Annotated in this window: 21 protein-coding genes; 7 read left to right on the top strand and 14 right to left on the bottom strand. The window is 60.0% G+C overall.

The window, feature by feature from the left end; all coding sequences use genetic code 11:
* Positions 1–711 carry a FadR/GntR family transcriptional regulator gene (locus tag HX790_RS20915; RefSeq protein WP_017136959.1) on the bottom strand — a complete coding sequence of 237 codons (711 nt, stop codon included), beginning with the start codon at positions 709–711 and terminating at the stop codon, positions 1–3.
* A gap of 350 nt (positions 712–1,061) precedes the next feature.
* Here HX790_RS20915 and HX790_RS20910 point away from each other — a divergent pair, with 350 nt between their 5' ends.
* Complete coding sequence (locus tag HX790_RS20910; protein WP_170037910.1) at positions 1,062–2,423, top strand: MFS transporter; 1,362 nt, start codon at positions 1,062–1,064, stop codon at positions 2,421–2,423.
* Between the two features lie 18 nt (positions 2,424–2,441).
* A complete protein-coding gene (gene gudD / locus HX790_RS20905) occupies positions 2,442–3,767 on the top strand; it encodes a glucarate dehydratase (protein WP_017136961.1) in 1,326 nt (441 codons plus the stop codon).
* Here gudD and HX790_RS20900 read toward each other — a convergent pair.
* The 4 genes from HX790_RS20900 to HX790_RS20885 form a co-directional block, all read right to left on the bottom strand.
* Positions 3,736–4,686, bottom strand: a complete 951-nt coding sequence (locus HX790_RS20900; RefSeq protein WP_176992052.1) for a DHH family phosphoesterase — start codon at positions 4,684–4,686, stop codon at positions 3,736–3,738. The two genes, gudD and HX790_RS20900, sit on opposite strands and share 32 nt — an antisense overlap.
* A gap of 134 nt (positions 4,687–4,820) precedes the next feature.
* A complete protein-coding gene (locus HX790_RS20895) occupies positions 4,821–5,195 on the bottom strand; it encodes an addiction module antidote protein (protein ID WP_099548968.1) in 375 nt (124 codons plus the stop codon).
* 1 nt (position 5,196) lies between these two features.
* Complete coding sequence (locus tag HX790_RS20890) at positions 5,197–5,499, bottom strand: type II toxin-antitoxin system RelE/ParE family toxin (RefSeq protein ID WP_099548967.1); 303 nt, start codon at positions 5,497–5,499, stop codon at positions 5,197–5,199.
* 139 nt (positions 5,500–5,638) lie between these two features.
* A complete protein-coding gene (locus tag HX790_RS20885; RefSeq protein ID WP_176992051.1) occupies positions 5,639–6,562 on the bottom strand; it encodes an ABC transporter substrate-binding protein in 924 nt (307 codons plus the stop codon).
* A gap of 272 nt (positions 6,563–6,834) precedes the next feature.
* Here HX790_RS20885 and HX790_RS20880 point away from each other — a divergent pair, with 272 nt between their 5' ends.
* Both HX790_RS20880 and HX790_RS20875 read left to right on the top strand, forming a co-directional pair.
* Positions 6,835–8,076 carry an acyl-CoA dehydrogenase family protein gene (locus tag HX790_RS20880; protein ID WP_176992050.1) on the top strand — a complete coding sequence of 414 codons (1,242 nt, stop codon included), beginning with the start codon at positions 6,835–6,837 and terminating at the stop codon, positions 8,074–8,076.
* A 618-nt stretch (positions 8,077–8,694) separates the two neighbouring features.
* Complete coding sequence (locus HX790_RS20875) at positions 8,695–9,018, top strand: DUF6124 family protein (protein ID WP_176992049.1); 324 nt, start codon at positions 8,695–8,697, stop codon at positions 9,016–9,018.
* A gap of 134 nt (positions 9,019–9,152) precedes the next feature.
* Here the strand turns inward: HX790_RS20875 and msrA are convergent, their stop codons facing one another.
* The 3 genes from msrA to HX790_RS20860 form a co-directional block, all read right to left on the bottom strand.
* Positions 9,153–9,659 (bottom strand): peptide-methionine (S)-S-oxide reductase MsrA, encoded by a 507-nt coding sequence (msrA, locus tag HX790_RS20870; protein WP_176992048.1) that lies wholly within the window; start codon positions 9,657–9,659, stop codon positions 9,153–9,155.
* 109 nt (positions 9,660–9,768) lie between these two features.
* Entirely contained in the window at positions 9,769–11,103 is a 1,335-nt protein-coding gene (locus HX790_RS20865) for a hypothetical protein (RefSeq protein ID WP_176992047.1), read from the bottom strand.
* Positions 11,104–11,197: 94 nt separating this feature from the next.
* The gene (locus HX790_RS20860) at positions 11,198–11,695 is read right to left on the bottom strand and encodes a hypothetical protein (protein ID WP_176992046.1); all 498 of its coding nucleotides are present in this window, start codon (positions 11,693–11,695) and stop codon (positions 11,198–11,200) included.
* A 255-nt stretch (positions 11,696–11,950) separates the two neighbouring features.
* Between HX790_RS20860 and HX790_RS20855 the strand changes: the two genes are divergently transcribed.
* Entirely contained in the window at positions 11,951–13,012 is a 1,062-nt protein-coding gene (locus HX790_RS20855) for an alpha/beta fold hydrolase (RefSeq protein WP_176992045.1), read from the top strand.
* Here HX790_RS20855 and HX790_RS20850 read toward each other — a convergent pair.
* The 3 genes from HX790_RS20850 to HX790_RS20840 all read right to left on the bottom strand — a co-directional run bounded on the left by HX790_RS20850 (position 12,991) and on the right by HX790_RS20840 (position 14,345).
* Positions 12,991–13,134: a hypothetical protein gene (locus HX790_RS20850; protein WP_176992044.1), complete on the bottom strand. Its 144-nt coding sequence runs from the start codon at positions 13,132–13,134 to the stop codon at positions 12,991–12,993. The two genes, HX790_RS20855 and HX790_RS20850, sit on opposite strands and share 22 nt — an antisense overlap.
* Before the next feature lie 67 nt (positions 13,135–13,201).
* Complete coding sequence (gene cynS / locus HX790_RS20845; protein WP_138451189.1) at positions 13,202–13,672, bottom strand: cyanase; 471 nt, start codon at positions 13,670–13,672, stop codon at positions 13,202–13,204.
* A 31-nt stretch (positions 13,673–13,703) separates the two neighbouring features.
* Complete coding sequence (locus HX790_RS20840; RefSeq protein ID WP_017136973.1) at positions 13,704–14,345, bottom strand: carbonic anhydrase; 642 nt, start codon at positions 14,343–14,345, stop codon at positions 13,704–13,706.
* Between the two features lie 111 nt (positions 14,346–14,456).
* Between HX790_RS20840 and cynR the strand changes: the two genes are divergently transcribed.
* Entirely contained in the window at positions 14,457–15,350 is an 894-nt protein-coding gene (gene cynR, locus HX790_RS20835) for a transcriptional regulator CynR (protein WP_176992083.1), read from the top strand.
* A 164-nt stretch (positions 15,351–15,514) separates the two neighbouring features.
* Here the strand turns inward: cynR and HX790_RS20830 are convergent, their stop codons facing one another.
* A complete protein-coding gene (locus tag HX790_RS20830; RefSeq protein ID WP_218174707.1) occupies positions 15,515–16,138 on the bottom strand; it encodes a metalloregulator ArsR/SmtB family transcription factor in 624 nt (207 codons plus the stop codon).
* 95 nt (positions 16,139–16,233) lie between these two features.
* On the opposite strand from HX790_RS20830, the gene HX790_RS20825 reads away from it, so the two are divergent.
* On the top strand, positions 16,234–17,661 hold the full coding sequence (locus HX790_RS20825; RefSeq protein WP_176992042.1) for an MFS transporter: 1,428 nt from the start codon (positions 16,234–16,236) through the stop codon (positions 17,659–17,661).
* Positions 17,662–17,668: 7 nt separating this feature from the next.
* On the opposite strand, the gene HX790_RS20820 is transcribed toward HX790_RS20825, so the two are convergent.
* Complete coding sequence (locus HX790_RS20820; RefSeq protein WP_176992041.1) at positions 17,669–18,901, bottom strand: NADH:flavin oxidoreductase/NADH oxidase family protein; 1,233 nt, start codon at positions 18,899–18,901, stop codon at positions 17,669–17,671.
* Positions 18,902–18,973: 72 nt separating this feature from the next.
* On the bottom strand, positions 18,974–19,396 hold the full coding sequence (locus HX790_RS20815) for a MerR family transcriptional regulator (protein ID WP_017136978.1): 423 nt from the start codon (positions 19,394–19,396) through the stop codon (positions 18,974–18,976).
* Between the last annotated feature and the right edge of the window lie 63 nt (positions 19,397–19,459).

Below are 19,459 nucleotides of genomic sequence, written 5' to 3'. Positions count from 1 at the left end.
TCATTCCCCGGAAAACCGGTCCCGGCTGTTGGTCAGGTGCAGCACCATGGCGGCCCGCGCCGCGTCCGGGTCCTGGCGCTTGATGGCATTGAAGATCGCCTCATGCTCAAGGTTCGCCAACTGCCCCAGCTTGGCGAAGTCGGCCCCGCCGCGTTCGACGCCCTTGACCTGGGTGCGCGGGATCATCGCACTGCCCAGGTGCAGCATGATTTCGGTAAAAAAGGTATTGCCGGTGGCCTCGGCGATCAGTTGATGAAAGCGCTTGTCCTCTTCCACACAGCTGTCGTTGCTGGCCAGCGAGGCCTGGTAATCGTCCAGCGCCTGGCGCATGTGTGCGAGCTGTTCGTCGCTCCTGCGCAGCGCGGCCAAAGCCACCGCTTGCACCTCCAGGCCCAGGCGCAGCTCGAGCATGTTACGCACGCTGGCGACCGTGTCCACATGCAAACGCAAACCTTGCTGGGCGTGCTGCGCCAACACAAAGGTGCCGATGCCGTGACGCGTCTCCACCAGCCCCGACGCCTGCAGCTTGGAGATCGCCTCGCGCACCACTGTGCGGCTCACGCCATGCTCCAGCACGATGCTGGACTCGGACGGCAATTTTTCACCGGGTTTGAGCTGGCCCAGCAGGATGCGCTGGGTCAGCGCCTCGACCACACCTTGGGCGAGGTTATTGGAACGTTTACGCACAGGGTTTGCGCTTTCAATGGGCATCACTATGGGTCCACGGGGTTGGCTGAGGGGAGCTTAACACCCTGCCCCGAGTAGGCGCTGGCTTGATTCATAAAGCTCACAACTTGTATGACAACCAACCAGAATGACGCAATGCTCGCTGGCCTTTGCGGGCCGTGCGCGAAGGTAAAGATCGCGATAATTACATCGGCGATCGATCTACACACTCAACAAACGCTAGATAAATAACCAAAACACACAACCAATCAGCAGCCTTATAAGGACAAAAACAGTTGCAGGTGCATTGCGAACTCAAGAAAACCACTTGTATGATGTCTGGCAACAAAACACGCAAACCCGCATAAAAATAAATCAGGGGGAGTTTTTCAATTGTGAGCAATTCAAACCACGCATCTGCCGCTCCAGAAAGTGATTCGGTCCTCACGCGCGCCGTGAGCAAAGTGAAGGGCCACGTGCTCCCACTGTTCGTGATCATGTTTATTCTCAACTACATCGACCGGGTCAATATCGGCTTCGTGCGCACGCACATGGAGCATGACCTGGGTATCGGCGCGGCCGCCTACGGCTTGGGCGCCGGGTTGTTTTTCATCGGCTACGCGCTCTTTGAAGTGCCCTCCAACATGCTGCTGCAAAAGGTCGGTGCGCGCATCTGGCTGACCCGCATCATGTTCACCTGGGGCATCGTCGCCACGCTGATGGCGTTCATCCAGAACGAAACCCAGTTCTACGTCCTGCGCTTTCTGCTGGGCGTGGCCGAGGCGGGGTTTTTCCCTGGGGTGATTTACTACTTCACGCGCTGGCTGCCCGGCGTGGAGCGCGGTAAAGCCATCGCCATCTTCCTCAGTGGCTCGGCGGTTGCGTCGCTGATCTCCGGCCCGCTGTCGGGGGCACTTCTGCAGATAGAAGGGTTCGGGTTTCACGGCTGGCAATGGATGTTTGCCATCGAAGGCCTGGCTTCTGTGGCGCTGGGCTTTTTTGTGTGGTTCTGGCTCGACTCCAAACCCCACGACGCCCAATGGCTGACCCGCGAAGAACAGGACGCGTTAGTTGGCGCCATCGACCAGGAACAGCGCGAGCGTGAGGCGCTGACCACCATCAAACCGACCATTGCCAAGCTGCTCAAGGACCGCCAGATCCTGCTGTTCTGCGCCTTGTACTTCTGCATCCAGCTGACGATCTACGCCGCGACCTTCTGGCTGCCGAGCATCATCAAGAAGATGGGCGATCTGAGCGACGTGCAGGTCGGCTTCTTCAACTCGATCCCGTGGCTGATCTCGATCATCGCCATGTACGCCTTCGCCGCGCTGTCGGGCAAGTTCAAGTTCCAGCAAGCCTGGGTCGCCGCCGCGCTGTTGATTGCCGCCGCCGGCATGTTCATGTCCACCACCGGCGGGCCGATCTTCGCCTTTGTCGCGATCTGCTTTGCGGCCATCGGGTTCAAGTCCGCGTCCTCGCTGTTCTGGCCAATCCCACAGGGTTACCTGGATGTGCGCATCGCCGCTGCCGTGATCGCGCTGATCAACTCCATCGGCAACCTGGGCGGCTTCGTGGCGCCTACGACCTTCGGCTTTCTGGAGCAGACCACCGGCTCGATCCAGGGCGGCCTGTATGGCCTGGCCGGCACCTCGGTGCTGGCGGCCATCCTGGTGTTTTTTGCCAAGACTTCGCCTTCTGCCGTGCTGGCGCCGCAGAGCGTTGCAGCAACAGGCACCGCTATCAGCAAACCTCTTTAAGCTTATTAGGATCCTGCCATGACCACGCCCGTCGTCACCCATTTCCAAGTCGTTCCCGTCGCCGGCCACGACAGCATGCTGCTGAACCTGAGCGGCGCCCATGGGCCATTTTTTACCCGCAATATCGTGATCCTCAAGGACAGTTCGGGCAACACCGGTGTCGGTGAAGTGCCCGGTGGCGAGCGCATCCGCGAAACCCTGGAGGACGCCCGCAGCCTGGTGATCGGCCAACCCATCGGCCAGTACCAGCGCATCCTCAACCAGATGCGCACCACCTTTGCCTCAAGGGACGCCGCCGGCCGTGGCCTGCAAACCTTCGACCTGCGCATCACCATCCACGCCGTCACCGCCATGGAGGCCGCCCTGCTCGACCTGCTCGGTCAATTCCTCGAAGTGCCCATCGCCGCCCTGCTGGGCGAAGGCCAACAGCGTGACGCAGTAAAAATGCTCGGCTACCTGTTCTACGTCGGTGATCGCACGGCCACCGACCTGGCCTACCGCAACGAGGCGGACACCGATGACGAATGGTTCCGCCTGCGCCATGAAAAAGCCCTGACCAGCGAGGCCGTGGTGCGCCTGGCCGAAGCCGCCAAAGCCAAATACGGCTTCAACGACTTCAAGCTCAAAGGCGGCGTATTGAGTGGCGATGAAGAAATCGAAGCGGTGACGGCCTTGGCCGAGCGCTTCCCGGACGCACGCATCACCCTCGACCCGAACGGCGCATGGTCACTGAAAGAAGCGATCCGCCTATGCCGCGATCAACACCACGTGCTGGCCTACGCCGAAGACCCCTGTGGCGCAGAAAACGGCTACTCGGGCCGCGAAGTCATGGCCGAATTCCGCCGTGCCACCGGGCTTAAAACCGCGACCAACATGATCGCCACCGACTGGCGTGAAATGGGCCACGCGATCCAGCTGCAGTCGGTGGATATTCCCCTGGCCGACCCGCACTTCTGGACGATGCAAGGCTCGGTGCGCGTGGCGCAGATGTGCAATGAGTGGGGCCTGACCTGGGGCTCGCACTCCAACAACCACTTTGATATTTCCCTGGCGATGTTCACCCAGGTGGCCGCCGCCGCGCCGGGCGACATCACTGCGATCGACACCCACTGGATCTGGCAGGACGGCCAACGCCTGACCCGGGAACCGCTGAAAATCGAGGGCGGCTACGTCAAGGTGCCGAGCAAACCGGGCCTGGGCGTGGAGATCGATATGGACGCCGTGGCCAAGGCCCACGAACTGTACAAAGGCATGGGCCTTGGGGCGCGGGACGACAGCGTGGCGATGCAGTTTTTGATACCGGGCTGGGCCTTCAACAACAAACGGCCTTGCCTCGTACGCTGAGGTCTTCGCGTGCGGCAGCCAGGGCCAGCTTCACCAGCTCCTTGCGCTGCATCGCACGCCCAAGCACGGCCTGTGTACCTTGCCAATCAAGCGACAGCAGCAGGCTCAGCTTCGGCTGGCTGAGAGAAGGCTCGGCCAACCAATAGCTCTTGCGCTCGCGGATGCTGATAGCGTTCAACAGCCAGTCCTCACCTTGCGCCGCCAGCCATTGTTCAATGGCTGCGTGATGCCGCTGGAGCAACCCCTGCGCATCCCACACCGTCATTTGCGCAATGAGCTGCGGCAGGTTGCGCGTGGCCGTCATGTGTTTCATATCAGCCGCCAGGGCGACCTCAAGGTCGGCTTCGATCGCAGCCTGGCATTCGCTGAAATAACGCTGCGACCAATCCGCCGTCAGCCCCGCCCGCCGCGCCAGCACCTCGTAGGCCCAGATATCCAGGGATGCGGTCATTTTTCCGGTGAAGTTCAGGGTATTGTCCAGAATCGCCGTGGCCAATAACGCAGCGCTGTGCCGGCTGATCTGCGGCAGCAGGCCGGACCTTTCCCAACGCTGGAAAACCAGCGTTGCCGCGGCACCGATTGGCCGGATATCAGCATCCGCACCCAGCTTCTGCGCCCAGTGGATTTCAAAGCCTGGATGATGGTCAATCACTTCGCACACCTGATCGAGTACCACGACCGGGTCAAAATGATGGTAGTCGGAGACATCCACCAACACGAACTCATCGTCGGCGCCGGGTTGGTAATCGTCCAGCGAGGCCTTCCAACCGAGCACACTGGCGCAAACGCTGAAATTGAGTGGCGCACTGCTGACCGCACGCGCTTGAACACCTTGGTGATTCAGCAGTTCAGCGTAGGCTATGCAACAAGCGTAAGCGTCTATATCCAGATAAGCAGAGCCTGAGGTCACGACCCTCATGATTAAATCTCCTTGAAGTACAACTCAGGCGCGGTCCGGTGCCTTGTGTTTTTTGGCTAGGGAACGTTCGCATCAGCGTGTGACAAGACCATGACTTCAAGGAGAAAGATACTGTGAAAACTGACAGTTGCTGATTATTGTCCGTTGTGCCGCGGCATTTTTTTGCTCGCGCCAGCTGCAACGGGCTGCACAGTCAGCTCAACGCCTAACGCCAGCATCAGCTTCTTGATCGTTTCAAAACGTGTTTTAGAGCCGCCCTTCAGGGTTTTATACAGACTCTCGCGATTGACCCCCGCCGCCTCGGCCACCTTGTTCACACCCTGGGCCTTGGCGACTTCAGCCAGCGCCTTCATGAGGATCTGCGGGTCCTGGGACTTCATGCTTTGTGCCAGATAAGCACTGATGATTTCCGGGCTGTCGAGGAAGCGCGAAGCTTCGTAGACGCTGGTGCCGGATGTATCAAGATCGAGGATCGGCATGTCCTCGGGTTTGAATGTCGCGTTGCTCATTTCATTTACCTCTCAGGGCAACAAGAATCTCTTTTGCCCGCTGTATGCCTCTTTTTTGGTCGGTTTTATCACTGCCCCACAGCATCAGGTAGGCCGTGATGCCTGTGCGTACAAAATAAATCCTGTAGCCAGGCCCGACGAATACACGCATTTCACTCAGGCCGTCACCGGCCGGCTCGCAATCGCCAAAATTGTTTTCTTCGGCGCGGTCCAGGCGAGTCAGCACCGCCGTTTTGCCCCATAGATCCTTCATACCGTCGAGCCATGTATCAAACTCCGGCGTCCTGCCGATCGAATTGGTCAAAGTCTCACCTGTAGCCTACTGGCTACTCCATACTGATGCTAGTGAATTTTTTGTTCCGGCGCCAACCGGAACCAAAAACCCTAGCTCAGCCCCCGTATCAACAGGCGCCCGAGACTATTAGCGCGTGTTTCGTCCGCGTTTAAAGGGCCTGATCAAACAAGGGCGTCACGTCATAAGGCTGTTTGAGCATCTGCGCATCGACCAGGAAATCCGCCGTGGCCTGGGCTTCGCCGACAATGGCCGGGGAGATCGGCAGCACCTTGATCGCATCACGCTTGAACCACACCTTGGCAATCTCCGGTGCAGATTGGTTGGCCTTCGACCACGCCTGGGCATACTCATCAACGTGGCTGCTGCTCCACACCCGCGCACGGGTGAGACGCGCCACAAAATCTTTGATAATCGCGCGTTTCTGCGCCAGCGCCGGCTCATACGCAACGATGTAGGTCGGCGCGCTCATCAGGCCCTTGGCATTGCGGATCAGGGTGCTGCCCTCTTTCTCCTGCAACGACACGTAGGGTTCCCAGGTGCCGAAGGCATCGATGTCGCCCTGGCTCAGCGCCAGGCTGGCTTCGGCCGGCAGCAGGTATTTGAAGGTCACGCTGCTGCGCGGCACACCGGCCTCATCCAGGGCCTTGTAGGCCAGTTGCTGGCTCCACGAACCGTTCCAGATCGCCACCGTTTTGCCTTTGAGCTCGGCCACCGAATGGATGCCTTTGCGCGCCACAATGCCCACGCCATCGAGGCTGGTCTGGGTGCTGGCAACCACTTTCACCGGCGCGCCATTGGCGGCGAGGCTGATCACCGGTGTATCGCCGACAATGCCCACGTCCAGCGCGCCACTGGCGACCGCCGAGGCCACCGGGGAGCCGGTATTGAAGCGTTTGAAGTCGATTTGATACGGCAGGTCTTTCAGCTCGCCGGACAGCTCCAGGACGATGCGATTGGAGAAGAACTGGTCACCCACCGTCAGGGTCTGCGGCGCTGCCGCCCACACCGATGGGCCATGCAGTGTCAGCGAGGCCAGGCCCAGCACGGCGAGCAAGTTACGACGATTGATCATAGGAGGAATCCACACAGTTAATGCCTGACTCAACCATCTGTGGGCGTGCAGTCTGGCAATGAGAGAAGGGTTTTGGCGGTCGCCGAGCGTGGCGCCCGTAGAAGCTAGCGCAATAAAAGCGCCGGGTTTAATACTGTTGTGCACTATCGATAGAACCGCAGCACAGTGGGTTAGCTATTTTTCGTATTAAAAATTTGCTGCCCACTGAGTTAGGGTGACGCCACCAGACCACTGGACCCCGCGCCTGAAACCCTTTCTGCAAGGTCCATTGCATGTCGACTCCCGTATTGAATATCTGGGGCACTGCGCCCTCCGCCCGTTACGAACAACTGGCCGCTCCGTTTCGCCCGCTTTTTGCGCAGATCCTTGCACACGCTGCCGAGGCGGATCAGACACGCGCCAGCCTGGCGACAGTGATCCAACAGCTCAACGCTCTGGGTTTGCCACGCTGGCGATTGCCAGTCAGTTACGGCGGGCAAGGCGCGACCTTCGCTGAACTGCTTGCGCTGCTGACAGAACTGTCCGCCGCCGACTCCAACATCACCCAGGCACTGCGTGGGCATTTTGGCTTTTGCGAAGACGTGCTATGCGCCAAAGACCGCGACTGGCGCGCCCAATGGCTCGACCGCCTCGGCCAAGGCGCCCTGCTTTCCCCCGGCAGCACCGAAGTCGGGAACCAGGCCCGTGGCGATTTCGGCACCCGCCTGCACCGCCACACCGATGGCACACTGCGCATCAGCGGCAAAAAGTTCTACACCACCGGCGCGCTCTACAGTGACCTGATCAACACCGTGGCCACCGGCGAAGACGGTGTGGTGTACAGCCTGGTGGTCGACCTCAAGGCGCCCGGTGTGCAGATCATCGACGACTGGAATGGCTTCGGCCAACGCCTCACCGCCAGCGGCACCTGCCTCTTCGACAACGCACCGGTGGTGGATGACGATGTGCGCCCCACCACCCAACGCTTCGCCTATGGCCAGTCGTTCTACCAGATCTACCACCTTGCCACCCTGGCCGGCATCGCCCGCCGCGCCGCGCTCAGTGGCGCCGCCGAACTCAGCCAGCGCGCCCGCACCTTCACCACCGGCAACGCCGACACCGCCGCCCAGGATGTGCAGTTGCTGCAAGTGATTGGCGAAGTCGCCAGCCAAGCCTACGCCGCCCAGGCCATCACCCAGCACGCGGCGCAGCGCCTGGACCAGACGGCGCAGTATGTGATTGCGCGAGACCGGCCGCTTAATGACGACGACGCGCAGGTTGCACTGGCCGAGCTGGAGGTGTGCCTGGCGGTCAATCCCGTGGTGGATGCAACGTTGGCGGCGACCACCGGATTGTTCGATGCATTGGGCGCCAGCGCCACGGCCAGCAACAAGGCTCTGGACCGGTTGTGGCGCAATGCGCGCACGTTGGCGAACCATAACCCGCGGGTGTACAAGTCGCGGATCGTGGGTAATTACCTGGTGAATGGGCTGCTGCCGCCCGCGCAGTGGCGAGTGGGCGTAGCCAAAGCCTGATCAACCACACAACACAGTACCCGCATGACCGTTCCCACGCTCCGCGTGGGAATGCATCCCGTGACGCTCCGCGTCACATTGCGCAGGCCTTAAAATAGGCGTCGACGGCTGGACGCGGAGCGTCTGAGGCGGCATTCCCACGCGGAGCGTGGGAACGATCAACCCTGTGGGAGCGGGCTTGCCCGCGATGGCGGAGGATCAGTTAACTAATTTATTGACTGACACACCGTAATCGCAGGCAAGCCAGCTCCCACATTTTGTTCGGCGTAAGGCTCATGTCCTACAACGAAGCCTGAAACAGGAAAGTCCGAAGCCACAGCGCCTTGCTCCATTGCCTACGCTTGCGTCAGAATCCGCCGGCTTGTGCGCTGTGGTGGGCGTCTCTAAGGTTGCTCGGTCGCTGACAACTCAGTGATCGGGTTTAGTAGCCCGAGTGACAACATAAAGTGCATGAGCCTCATCTCTCAGATGTTTTTGTCTGTGCTTGATGGTGGCTGTGCGCAGGGCGTCCTCGGGCGCGCCGGCTTTGTGTGTTTCCCCGGTCTACTAACCTGTGCACAGCTGCCACCCTTTCGTTTAGTAGCGAAAAGGTGTCGGCCCTAATCAGGTACAACACACATGTTCAAAATAACGCCGAACCCTCCAAGCGAACCGGACCTGCAACTCAATCAGGCCGCGCATCGCGCAATTGATCACTACCTCAATCCAAAAGCCGACCCGGCATTGTCACCACCTTCGCTGTTCAACGTCGCGGCCGATGCCAGCAACGAAACCCTGATCACCAACAGCTACGAAACCTTTTCCTCGGTCACCGCCTTACTGCTCGACCTGTCAGAAGACTTGACCGGAAAACAGCGCGACGTGGCCCTGGCGATTCACCAGTTGAGTGAGTTGGGGGTGCTGTTGATGGACAAGCTGCTGGAACGCGAGGCCGCCGGCTAACGATCAAACACAAAACCCTGTGGGAGCGGGCTTGCCCGCGATGGCGGAGGATCAGTTAACTAATTTATTGACTGACACACTGTAATCGCAGGCAAGCCAGCTCCCACATTTTGCAACGATCATCTCGGCGGCCCTCAAGCCCGCTTCGGCAGCTTCCAGTTCGGCCGAATAAAGTGGCAGGTGTACCCATTCGGTATCCGCTCCAGATAATCCTGGTGCTCAGGCTCCGCCTCCCAGAACGGCCCTGCCGGCTCAATCTCAGTGACCACTCGACCAGGCCACAGCTTCGACGCATCCACGTCGGCCGCCGTATCTTCGGCAATGTCGCGCTGCTGCTCACTCAAATAGTAAATCGCCGACCGATAGCTTGGCCCCGTGTCATTGCCCTGGCGGTTAGGCGTGCTCGGGTCATGGATCTGGAAAAAAAACTCCAGTATCTGCCGATAACTGATCACCGCCGGGTCAAACACAATCTCGATGGCTTCGGCATGGTTGCCGTGGTTGCGATACGTGGCATTCGGCACATCGCCGCCGGTGTAGCCGACGCGCGTTTGCAGCACGCCAGGGTAGCGCCGCAACAGGTCTTGCATGCCCCAGAAGCAGCCGCCGGCAAGGATGGCGGTTTCGGTTGAGTTGGTCATGGTCTGCGCCCTCAGTGGATACGAGGGTAGTTATGGGGCTGGGTTGGCCAATACCAAGGTTAGGCGTCGATTAGTTGCCTCAAAGATTGCGAAATCTCCCGCAGCCCAATCAAGGCCGGTAATTTTGAATCAACTTGAATAGGCTGCTCAGCCAGATCGGGCGCGCATCAGGCTGATCACGATTGCCGGAGAGGGCTTCCAGAATGAAGCTGTTCGGCCTTTGACCGGCAGGTGTATCTGCGATGGAACCGCTCGGTTGCTGGGCAACCGCAGTGGGATCGGCCCAGCGGGCTCTACCCGTCTGCGGGTCCAACGAATAGCCGGCAGCCCTGCCTTTTTCGGTAACGCTCCAGACACCATTGTCATTGATAACCAGAGGCTCGAAGGGTGGGAGCTTTTTGTCCTTGTGCACGGTGATCACAATATTGTCGTTGATATCAATTGAGGTGTACTGAGCGAACTCTTTGCCAAGCGAAGGTTGTGTCGCCGCTTCATTGGAGAACTTGATCACCATCTGTTCGAGGAAGGCCATGCCACCATGATGAATAAGTGCGCCCTGCCCGGGATCAAGGAAATGGCGTAGAAAACCTTGATCGAGACGCGTGCTGTTGATTGCAGTGCTGTTCAAGATACGTGACGCAATGGCAGCATCCTTTTCCTTGAAGTTGACCGTGATCATATAGCCTTCTGAGTTGTACCCCTTTCCGTTATTGACGTTGCTAATCGTGCGACCATTGTCGTGTTCACGATAGTGGGCGAGCCAACGAGCCACATTATCAACATAGTCCAGATCAGCACCCTCCGAATCCGCATAAGCGTACATCTGGGACAGTATGTCGCGATCGTCGCGGGTGAGATATTCGTTGCGGTGCCGGTCGTTACGGTTAGTCTTAGGGTCGGCTACCTCGGGTTCTGAACCGTTGAACAGACGGGAGATCATAAGGTCGCGCCTGCTGTCGGGTGCAGGGGCGGAAGACGATGCCCGCGCATTCAGAACAGTCAAGCTATTGGCTTCTTCCCAAGCCGCGCGCCGCTCGTTGAGAGTGAAAGGACCGCCCTCGTCGAGAGCAATAAGCCTCAATTGATCGAGAGAAAGGCCTTTGAATGGGTTGCTGTCAGATCCGTTTAGGAAGTCGGTTGCCTGCTTGGCACGACTGATTAATTCCAGTGAGTCTGTCTTTGGAACTTCGGCGTCGTGCTGAGCCTTGCCGATGAAATAGCCGTCACCCGAAATCGAATCGAGATGCCCGGCCCCTCGGGTTTCAGCGCGTGCTGCCGCTTCACTTAATTGACGGGAAAGGATCGAGACATTGCTCTCACTCGCGGCGCCTGTAAAAGCGCCGGCGGCGTCGTTAGGCAAGACGGGTAATTGGCTATGAGCAGTGATGGGGTTGTCAGCCAACCGGTGGTTAAGCAACGATGTGTAAGGCGCGATATTGATCATGACTTGACCCCACATAAAACAAGCAGTGCTTGCTTTCATAGATGCAGAAGGGAGCCCTGCGACAGGATTGGTCGCAAGGCAACCCAGCCTCTCGTTAGTAGCTATAACGGTAAGTAACTGAATCGTTGCCAGCAGCATTAGCAACGGGTACGCCGGCCCCTTCAACATTATGTCTAATGGTGACACCGGCACCATTACCAAAAGGTAAGTCATTAAAATCAAGCACTACGCCCGATGAATTCGGACTAATCGCTCGGCAATTTTCTTTAACGCTGTTATAGGGGCGAAAGTAACAAAACTCAACCGACTCTCCCACAGCATCTGGATAGTAAGTAGTCGTCCATTCGATCCCCATCAACTTTTTGGGCAGCGCAGCAGTACCGGAAGGAAAGTCGACATTGAGAAGATTGAAAAAGGCGAGTCCAAATCCGCCATTCGACAACACGACAATGGCGGCGGGCTTGCTACTTTTATTGATTACACTTTCTTGCGCGTAAGTAACACCCATCGCCAGCAACATCACAAAAATCAATATGCCTGACAACGCTTTACGCACACCTACACCATACGAAACCGCAAGTAACCTTTTCATCGTTATCACCCTAGAGTTAATAATCAAGTACTCAGCCTGCCGTCGGCACTATCATTTCCCGCAGTAGGATTCACGCCCCCAACACTGCACGAATAATCAACCGACGTAAGCCAGCCACTTCCTAAAAACACTAAGGACCGCTCTGTCATACTTAAAAGTAGGAGTGTGTCAGTTACTTCCTAGTCCCGCCTGCCCTCTACTCAAACGGGGTTTTTCCCGTCATGATGCGCCACCTCATCAAGGACGATAAAAACAATGAAAACCGCTCTACGCGCGCTGTTCCTGCTCTGCCTGGCCGCCCCCGCTTTCGCCGACGAAAGCTCGGTCGGTTTCAAAACCACCACCCTGCCCGATGCGCACAACAATCGCGCGCTGGAGTTGGTGGTGTGGTACCCCGCTACCACCACGGCCAAACCCACGCTGATCGCCGACAACGCGGTCTTCATCGGCGCCCTCGCCGTGCCCGACGCGCCGCCGGCTGCGGGCGAGCATCCGCTGGTGGTGCTGTCCCACGGTCACGGCGGCAACTGGGGCAATCAGGTGTGGCTGGCCAGTGCATTGGCGCACAAAGGTTACATCGTCGCGGCGGTCAACCACCCCGGCACCACCACCAAGGACCGCAACCCGCAAGCCGCCGCACAGCTATGGCAACGCCCGGCCGACCTGACCCGCGCTATCGACGCCGTGCTGGCTCAACCGCAACAGTTTGGCGCGGTGGCGAACCAACACATTACTGCTGTCGGCCATTCCCTTGGCGGCTGGACCGTACTGGAAATCGCCGGCGCGCGCTTCGATCCTGACCTGTTCACCCGCGACTGCGCCGCCCACCCAAAGCTGGGCGGTTGCATCGGCTACCATGAGATGAACCCCGCCGCGACACCCGACGGCAAAGCGCGTCTGGCTGCGGACTTGAGCGACAAGCGCGTCACCGCCATCGTGTCTCTGGACCTGGGCCTGTCACGCGGCATGACCGACGCCAGCCTGGCGGCATTCAAGGTGCCTGCGCTGGTTATCGCAGGTGGCGTGCCAACCGAGGATATGGACCCCAACCTGGAATCCGCCAACCTGGTCAAGCGCCTGCCAAAAGCTACGACGCAGTACGTGGAAATCAGCGACGCCACGCACTTCAGCTTTATGTCGATCTGCAAACCGGGCGCAATCGCGTTGATTGAGGAACGCTCGCCGGGCGATGGCATGATTTGCCGCGATGGCGAGGGTGGGCGGCCACGGGCGGTGATTCAGCAACAGGTGGTGGGGTTGATTACGGGGTTTCTGGGCAGGCTGAGTACGCAGGATCAGAAAACCACCGACCGCTGACATACCGACATCGCCACGATCTTCCCGCGCTTGAGCACCCTCAACCGCGCGGGCAGATCAAGAATCACATCCATCAGCGGCTGTGCGTCGTCGATGCGTACATGACGAAAGATCAAATCCATAACTGCGACCCTCAATATCGCTGCCGTGGCCCGAGCGCCTTGCAGCGCCGGGCCGTTACTCAGCTGATCAGAACGGTTTGGTCGGCAGGTACTTGCCATCCAGGGTGATCACGGCGCGGGAGCCACCGTCCGGGTCTTCAACCTTTTTGACGTCCAGCTTGAAGTTGATCGCGCTGATGATGCCGTCGCCAAACTTCTCGTGGACCAGCGCCTTGAGCGTGGTGCCATAGACCTGGATCATTTCGTAGAAGCGGTAGATGGTCGGGTCGGTCGGGATGCCGTTGCCGATGCTGCCGCGCACCGGGATGGTTTGCAGCAGGAGCACGGCATCCGCATCCAGGCCCAGGGTGTCGGCAACGGCTTGAGCGGCACTGGCCGGCAGTGGGTGCTGGCCGAGCAAGGCGGCGGTAACAAAGGCCTCGTGCAGGCCGGTGCCTTCGGCGATCTGGGCGAACGACAGGTCTTTGCGGGCTTTAGCCAAGAGGATGACGTCGGTCAGGGCAAGGCGAGTGGTCTGGCTGATTTGCGACTGGATCATGGGGTTATCTCCGTGGGTAAAAAGGAAGGTGTTAGTAGGAAACGGCGCGCGCAGTAGGGTTGTCGGCAAGGGCGACGAACTGGCCGGTGCGGCCATCGAAGGCCTGGATGCAGCCACTTTCGATGTCGTAGACCCAGCCGTGCAGGGTTACGCGTTTTTCTTCGAGGGCCAGGCGCACTGAAGGGTGCGTCTGGATATTGGCCAATTGCGCGATGACGTTTTCGCGCACCATGGAGGCGACTTTGGCGTGCTGGTCGACATGCTGGCGGGCCTCGTTGACCACCCGGCCGGAGTCAGCGTAGCGCAACCAGCCGGCCACGGCGGGCATGTGGTCCAGGCATTTGCAGGTGGCGATGGCGGTCATGGCGCCGCAATCGGAATGCCCGCAAATCACGATGTCGCTGACTTGCAGGGCGGCGACGGCGTACTCCACCGAGGCCGACACACCGCCCGGCTCGGGGCCGTAGGACGGCACGATATTGCCGGCGTTGCGGATCACGAACAGGTCGCCCGGCTCGCGCTGCGTGACCAACTCTGGCACCAGGCGGCTGTCGGAGCAGGAGATGAACAGCGCCCGCGGGCTCTGCTGGTTGGCCAGGTCTTTGAACAGGCCGGCACGCTCGGGGAAGGCGTTACGTTGAAACTTCAGGAAACCGTCGATGATGTCTTGCATGGGTGACTCCTTTGGTTCGCGATGCGATGAAGCAAAGGTTACGCAGCCACTTAAATAAGGTAAAAGTCTCATATATGATCAGGATCATCAGATAATCTTATGAGTACAAGCATGCTGGCGCGCCATATCCATTACTTCCTTGCTGTCGCAGAGCATCAGGGCTTTACCAAGGCAGCGACGGCCCTGCATGTCTCGCAGCCGGCGCTGTCGCAGCAAGTGCGGCAGTTGGAAGAAAGCCTCGGCGCGCAGTTGTTTGATCGCTCAGGGCGCAAGACGCGTCTGACCGACGCGGGTGAGGTTTACCTGCGCTATGCGTTACGGGCAGCGCAGGAACTGCAGGAAGGCCAGCGTGCAATCCATGACGTGGGTGATTTGAGCCGTGGGACGCTGAGGTTTGCTGTTACGCCCACCTTCACCACCTACCTGGTGGGGCCGCTGGTGGAAACCTTTCACCGCCGCTATCCGAACATCACGCTGAACGTGCGCGAGGTCGCCCAGGAGCAGATGGAGAACCAGTTGCTGGCTGACGAGCTGGATGTGGGCATTGCCTTTGATCAAGCGCACGCACCCGACATCGACAGCTACCCGCTGCTGGTGGAAACCCTGGCGTTGGTGGTCGGCAGCCAACACCCGTTGGCGGGCGAGGCTGCCATTGGGCTGCAGGCGCTCAATAGCGAATCGCTGATCTTGCTCAGCAAGGCGTTCGCCACCCGCGAGCAGATCGACCGCTACTGCAACCAACACGGCATCCGCCCACGCGTGGTGATGGAGGCCAATGTGATTGGCGCATTGATCGAGGTGGTGCGCCGGACCACGCTGTCGACGCTACTGCCGGCCGCGATTGCACGGGCGCATCCCGAGTTGGTCGCGATTGAACTGGGGCCGCAGCGGCTGCAGCGCACAGCGGTGTTGATGCAGCGCAAAGGGGTGTACCAGAGTGTGGCGGCGCGGGCGTTTATCGAGGTGGCCAAGGAGGTGGCGGTCGCACTGGGAGAAGGGAGCTGACGTGCCGAATCGTCGCACCGCTGCGATGCTACAGGCTGAACGGGCTGTTGTGGCGAGCGGGCTTGCCCCGCTCGCCACAGGGGAATGTGGATACCTTCAATAGCTGTGCAGACACCGATGGCTATCGCAGGCAAGCCAGTTCCCACCTTCAATCGGCGGCGCGTTCAGTGAATCCGATAAGCACACCGCCGCGCGCCCAGTTGGATGTGCTCCACGCGCTCGACCTTGGCACGCAACACCTGCTCGAACACCTGCAATTCTGCGCGGCAAAACCCTTGGCACGCAGTAGCCGCCGCGCAAATCGGGCAGTGGTTCTCCACCAGGATCAGGGCACCGTCCGGCTGCTCGCTGCACTGGGCCATATAACCTTCACGCGTGCGCAGTGCCGCAAGCTTTTCGACCCGCGCTTTAAGGCCGCTGACGCCTTGCATCTCACGTTCATACAACGCCAGGGTCTGGCGCTCGCGCACGTCAATCAAACGCTCAATAGCCTCTTCACCAAAGGTCTCGCGCACGGTCTGCAACAGTTGCACGGTGAGTTCGGAATGGGTATCGGGGAAGCGCGCGTGCCCTGCCGCCGTCAGTTGCCAGACCTGGATCGGGCGCCCTACCCCGCGCACTTCGGAGTGGGCCTCGACCAGCCCACTGGCCGCCAGCTTCACCAACTGCTGGCGTGCCGCTTCACCGGTGGTGCCGAGGAACTCACCGGCATCACTGGCCAATTGTGGCCCACGGGTCTTGAGCAGGTGCAACAAACGATCCGCCGGGGACGCTGGCGAATATTCCAAGTCATTTCTTGACAAAATAAACAGCCTCGTCGCAATATTCAAAGCAATTGCTTGGCAAATTAACCCAAGCCGGACACCGGCACAAGGAATCGTCGATGCACACCCAAGACAGCAGCTGGAGCGAGTTGCTCCGGGGCAAGAACGCCCCCCGTTCTATCGCCCTTTCCGGCGGCATCGCGCTGTATGCCACCAACACTTATATCGCCACGACCATTCTGCCCTCGGTGGTCGCCGAAATCGGCGGGCTGGCGCTGTATGCGTGGAGCACCACGCTGTATGTGGTGGCTTCGATCCTCGGCTCCGCCCTCACTTCCAAGCTGCTGCAACGCACCGGGCCGCGGCTGGCGTATACCGTCGCCACGTTGATCTTTATGGTCGGTGTGCTGATCTGCGCCTTGGCGCCAAACATGCCGGTGATGCTGGTCGGGCGTTTGATTCAGGGGTTGGGCGGCGGCATGTTGCTGGCCCTGTGTTACTCGATGATCCAACTGGTGTTCGAAGAGCGCTTATGGCCGCGGGCGATGGCGCTGGTATCGGGCATGTGGGGCGTGGCTACCTTGGTCGGCCCGGCGGTCGGTGGCGTGTTCGCCGAGATGGATGCCTGGCGTTTCGCCTTCGGCGCCATGGTGCCGATAAGTCTTGCCTATATGGTCCTCACCCACCGCGCGCTACCGCCACGCGACGCCACGGCGAGCACGCCGACCCGCTTGCCGGTGCCGCAACTGGTGCTGTTGGCCGCCGCCGTGCTGGCCGTGTGCGCAGGCAGCGTGTCGGCGCTGCCGAGTTGGAACCTGCTGGGTATCGCGGTGTGCGCCGTGTTGGTAGGTGTGCTGATCCGCCACGAGTCCAACGCGACCATACGCCTGCTGCCCAAGGACGCACTGAAGTTCAACACCCCACTGTGCGCGCTGTATGCAACCACTTGCCTGCTGGTGATCGGCATGAGCAGCGAGATTTTCATGCCGTATTTTCTGCAACACCTGCATGGTCAATCACCGCTGGTTGCCGGGTACATGGCGGCGCTGATGGCGGCCGGCTGGACCGTGTCGGAAATCCTCAGTTCCAGCTGGAGCGGCCGCAGCGCACAGCGCGCCATCCTCGCGGGGCCGCTGTTTATCGTGGCCGGGCTGGTGCTGCTAGCCATCACCACGCCAGTGGAAAGCCTGGGTGAATGGGCGCGGTTGGCGCCGATCTGCCTCGGGCTGTTCCTGGTCGGTTTCGGCATCGGCCTGGGCTGGCCGCACCTGCTGACGCGCATCCTGCAAGTGGCGTCGGAGCAGGACAAGGACACGGCCGCCGCGTCGATCACCACCTTGCAGCTGTTCGCCATGGCCCTGGGCGCGGCATTGGCGGGAGTGATTTCCAACGTGGCGGGTATCAACGACGCCACCGGCAATGCCGGCATCGCCAACGCGGCACGGTGGTTGTTTGCCCTGTTTACCCTGGCGCCGGTGCTGGCCTGGGTGATGGCGCGGCGCGCGACGCGGGTGAAGGTTGCGGCGGCGCAACTGACCCCGTCCTGACCACCGCCTACGCGCTACGCTTGGCGATCCAGCGGCGATACTGCCGCGTGCGCAAAGCGTTGCCCAGTTGCTGCTCGATCAATGCGCGTAACGGTGATACGCCGGGATCAGGCTGCTTGCGCTGGCTGAGTTTGCGCAGCTGGAACTTGACCAGCGCCATATTGGCCAAGGAGGCGAAGGCTTTGTTTTTCCAAGTGATCGGCGGCAGTTCGGGCGCTGTGTCTTTGCCTTCAAGCCACGCACGCGGCAGTAGCGGATCAATAGCCAACGCGGTGCCGATGCCCACCATGTCCACGCCGCTGTGCACCACGCTTTCAGCCACCGGGCGTCGACGGATACCGCCGGTGACCATCACCGGCATCTTGGCGACCGTCTGGATGTCGTGGGCAAACTCAACAAAATAAGCCTCACGCGCCAGGGTTCGGCCGTCACGCGCGTCCCCCTGCATGGCGGGCGCTTCGTAACTGCCACCGGACAATTCCACCAGGTCCACGCCCAAGTCGTTGAGCCACTCAACCACCTGCTTGGCGTCATCGGCGGTAAACCCGCCGCGCTGGAAATCCGCGGAGTTGAGTTTGACCGCCACCGCGAATTCCCTGCTAACCACCGCCCGTACCGCCTTGACGATATCGAGCAACAGCCGCGCGCGGTTTTCCAGGGAGCCGCCCCACGCGTCTGTGCGTTGATTGCTCAACGGTGAGAGGAACTGACTCAACAAATAACCATGCGCCGCATGAATTTCCACGCCAGTAAAACCGGCTTGTTCGCCCAGGCGAGCGGTGCGCGCAAAACGCTGGATAACCTCGGCAATCACCTCGGCGGTCATCGCCTGGGGTCGGCTGAAGTGTTTGGATAACGTGCCCAGGTCCATGGCAACCGCCGAGGGTGCCCAGGTCTGTTGCCCCAGATTGGCCTGCATCTGGCGCCCGGGATGATTGATCTGCAACCAGAATTGCGCGCCACCTGCGCGCCCCACTTGCGCCCAGCGCTTGAACTTGGCCAGTTGCTGATCATCCTGCAATACCACGCCACCGGGGCCGGTCATGGCGCGGCCGTCAACCATCACGTTGCCGGTGATGATCAGGCCGGCACCACCATCGGCCCAGGCCTGGTAGAGACGCAGCAAATCGGCGGAAGGCGCCTGGTCGGCGTCTGCCATATTCTCTTCCATGGCGGCTTTGGCGATGCGGTTATTGATGGTCGAACCGTTGGGTAATAACAGGGGATCGAACAGATTCATGGAGCAGTCCTCAGTTGGCGTGGGACCACCATAAGATTAAAGCCAACTTTAAGGTCAATGGCTTTTTTCAGGTCAGTGCACGGCTTTCTCGCGCTCATCCTGCAGGCGGTTGAGCAACAACTGCGCATTGTCCGCACACGCCACGCCCTCAGGCTTGCCTTCGATGCCGTCAATCACCCGCAGCAACTGGGCCTTATTCTGCGCCAGGCGTTGCTGCAACACCTCGATTTCCTCGACCTTGCGCTTGAGCCCTCCGAGCAACGCCTCATGCTGCCAGCCGCCAGCGTTCATCGGCAGCAATTGGCGGATTTCTTCCAGGGAAAACCCTGCCGCCTGTGCGCCCGTGATCAGTTGCAACATCCCCGCTGCCTCCGGCGCATAGTCCCGATAACCGTTGGCCTTGCGCGTGACCGACTTGATCAGGCCGCTCGCTTCGTAGAAACGGATGCGCGATGGCGCCAAGCCGCTGAGTTTCGCCAGTTCGCCTATTCTCATGTTCCACTCCGCGCGCACATTGACCTTGAGGCGGACTGTAAACCTCAAGTGATCAGGCAGCCA

Origin of the sequence: Pseudomonas sp. IPO3747 (assembly GCF_013385245.1) — a bacterium.
GTDB classification, from domain to species: Bacteria; Pseudomonadota; Gammaproteobacteria; order Pseudomonadales; family Pseudomonadaceae; genus Aquipseudomonas; species Aquipseudomonas edaphica.
This window is presented reverse-complemented; position numbering and strand designations above follow the sequence as displayed.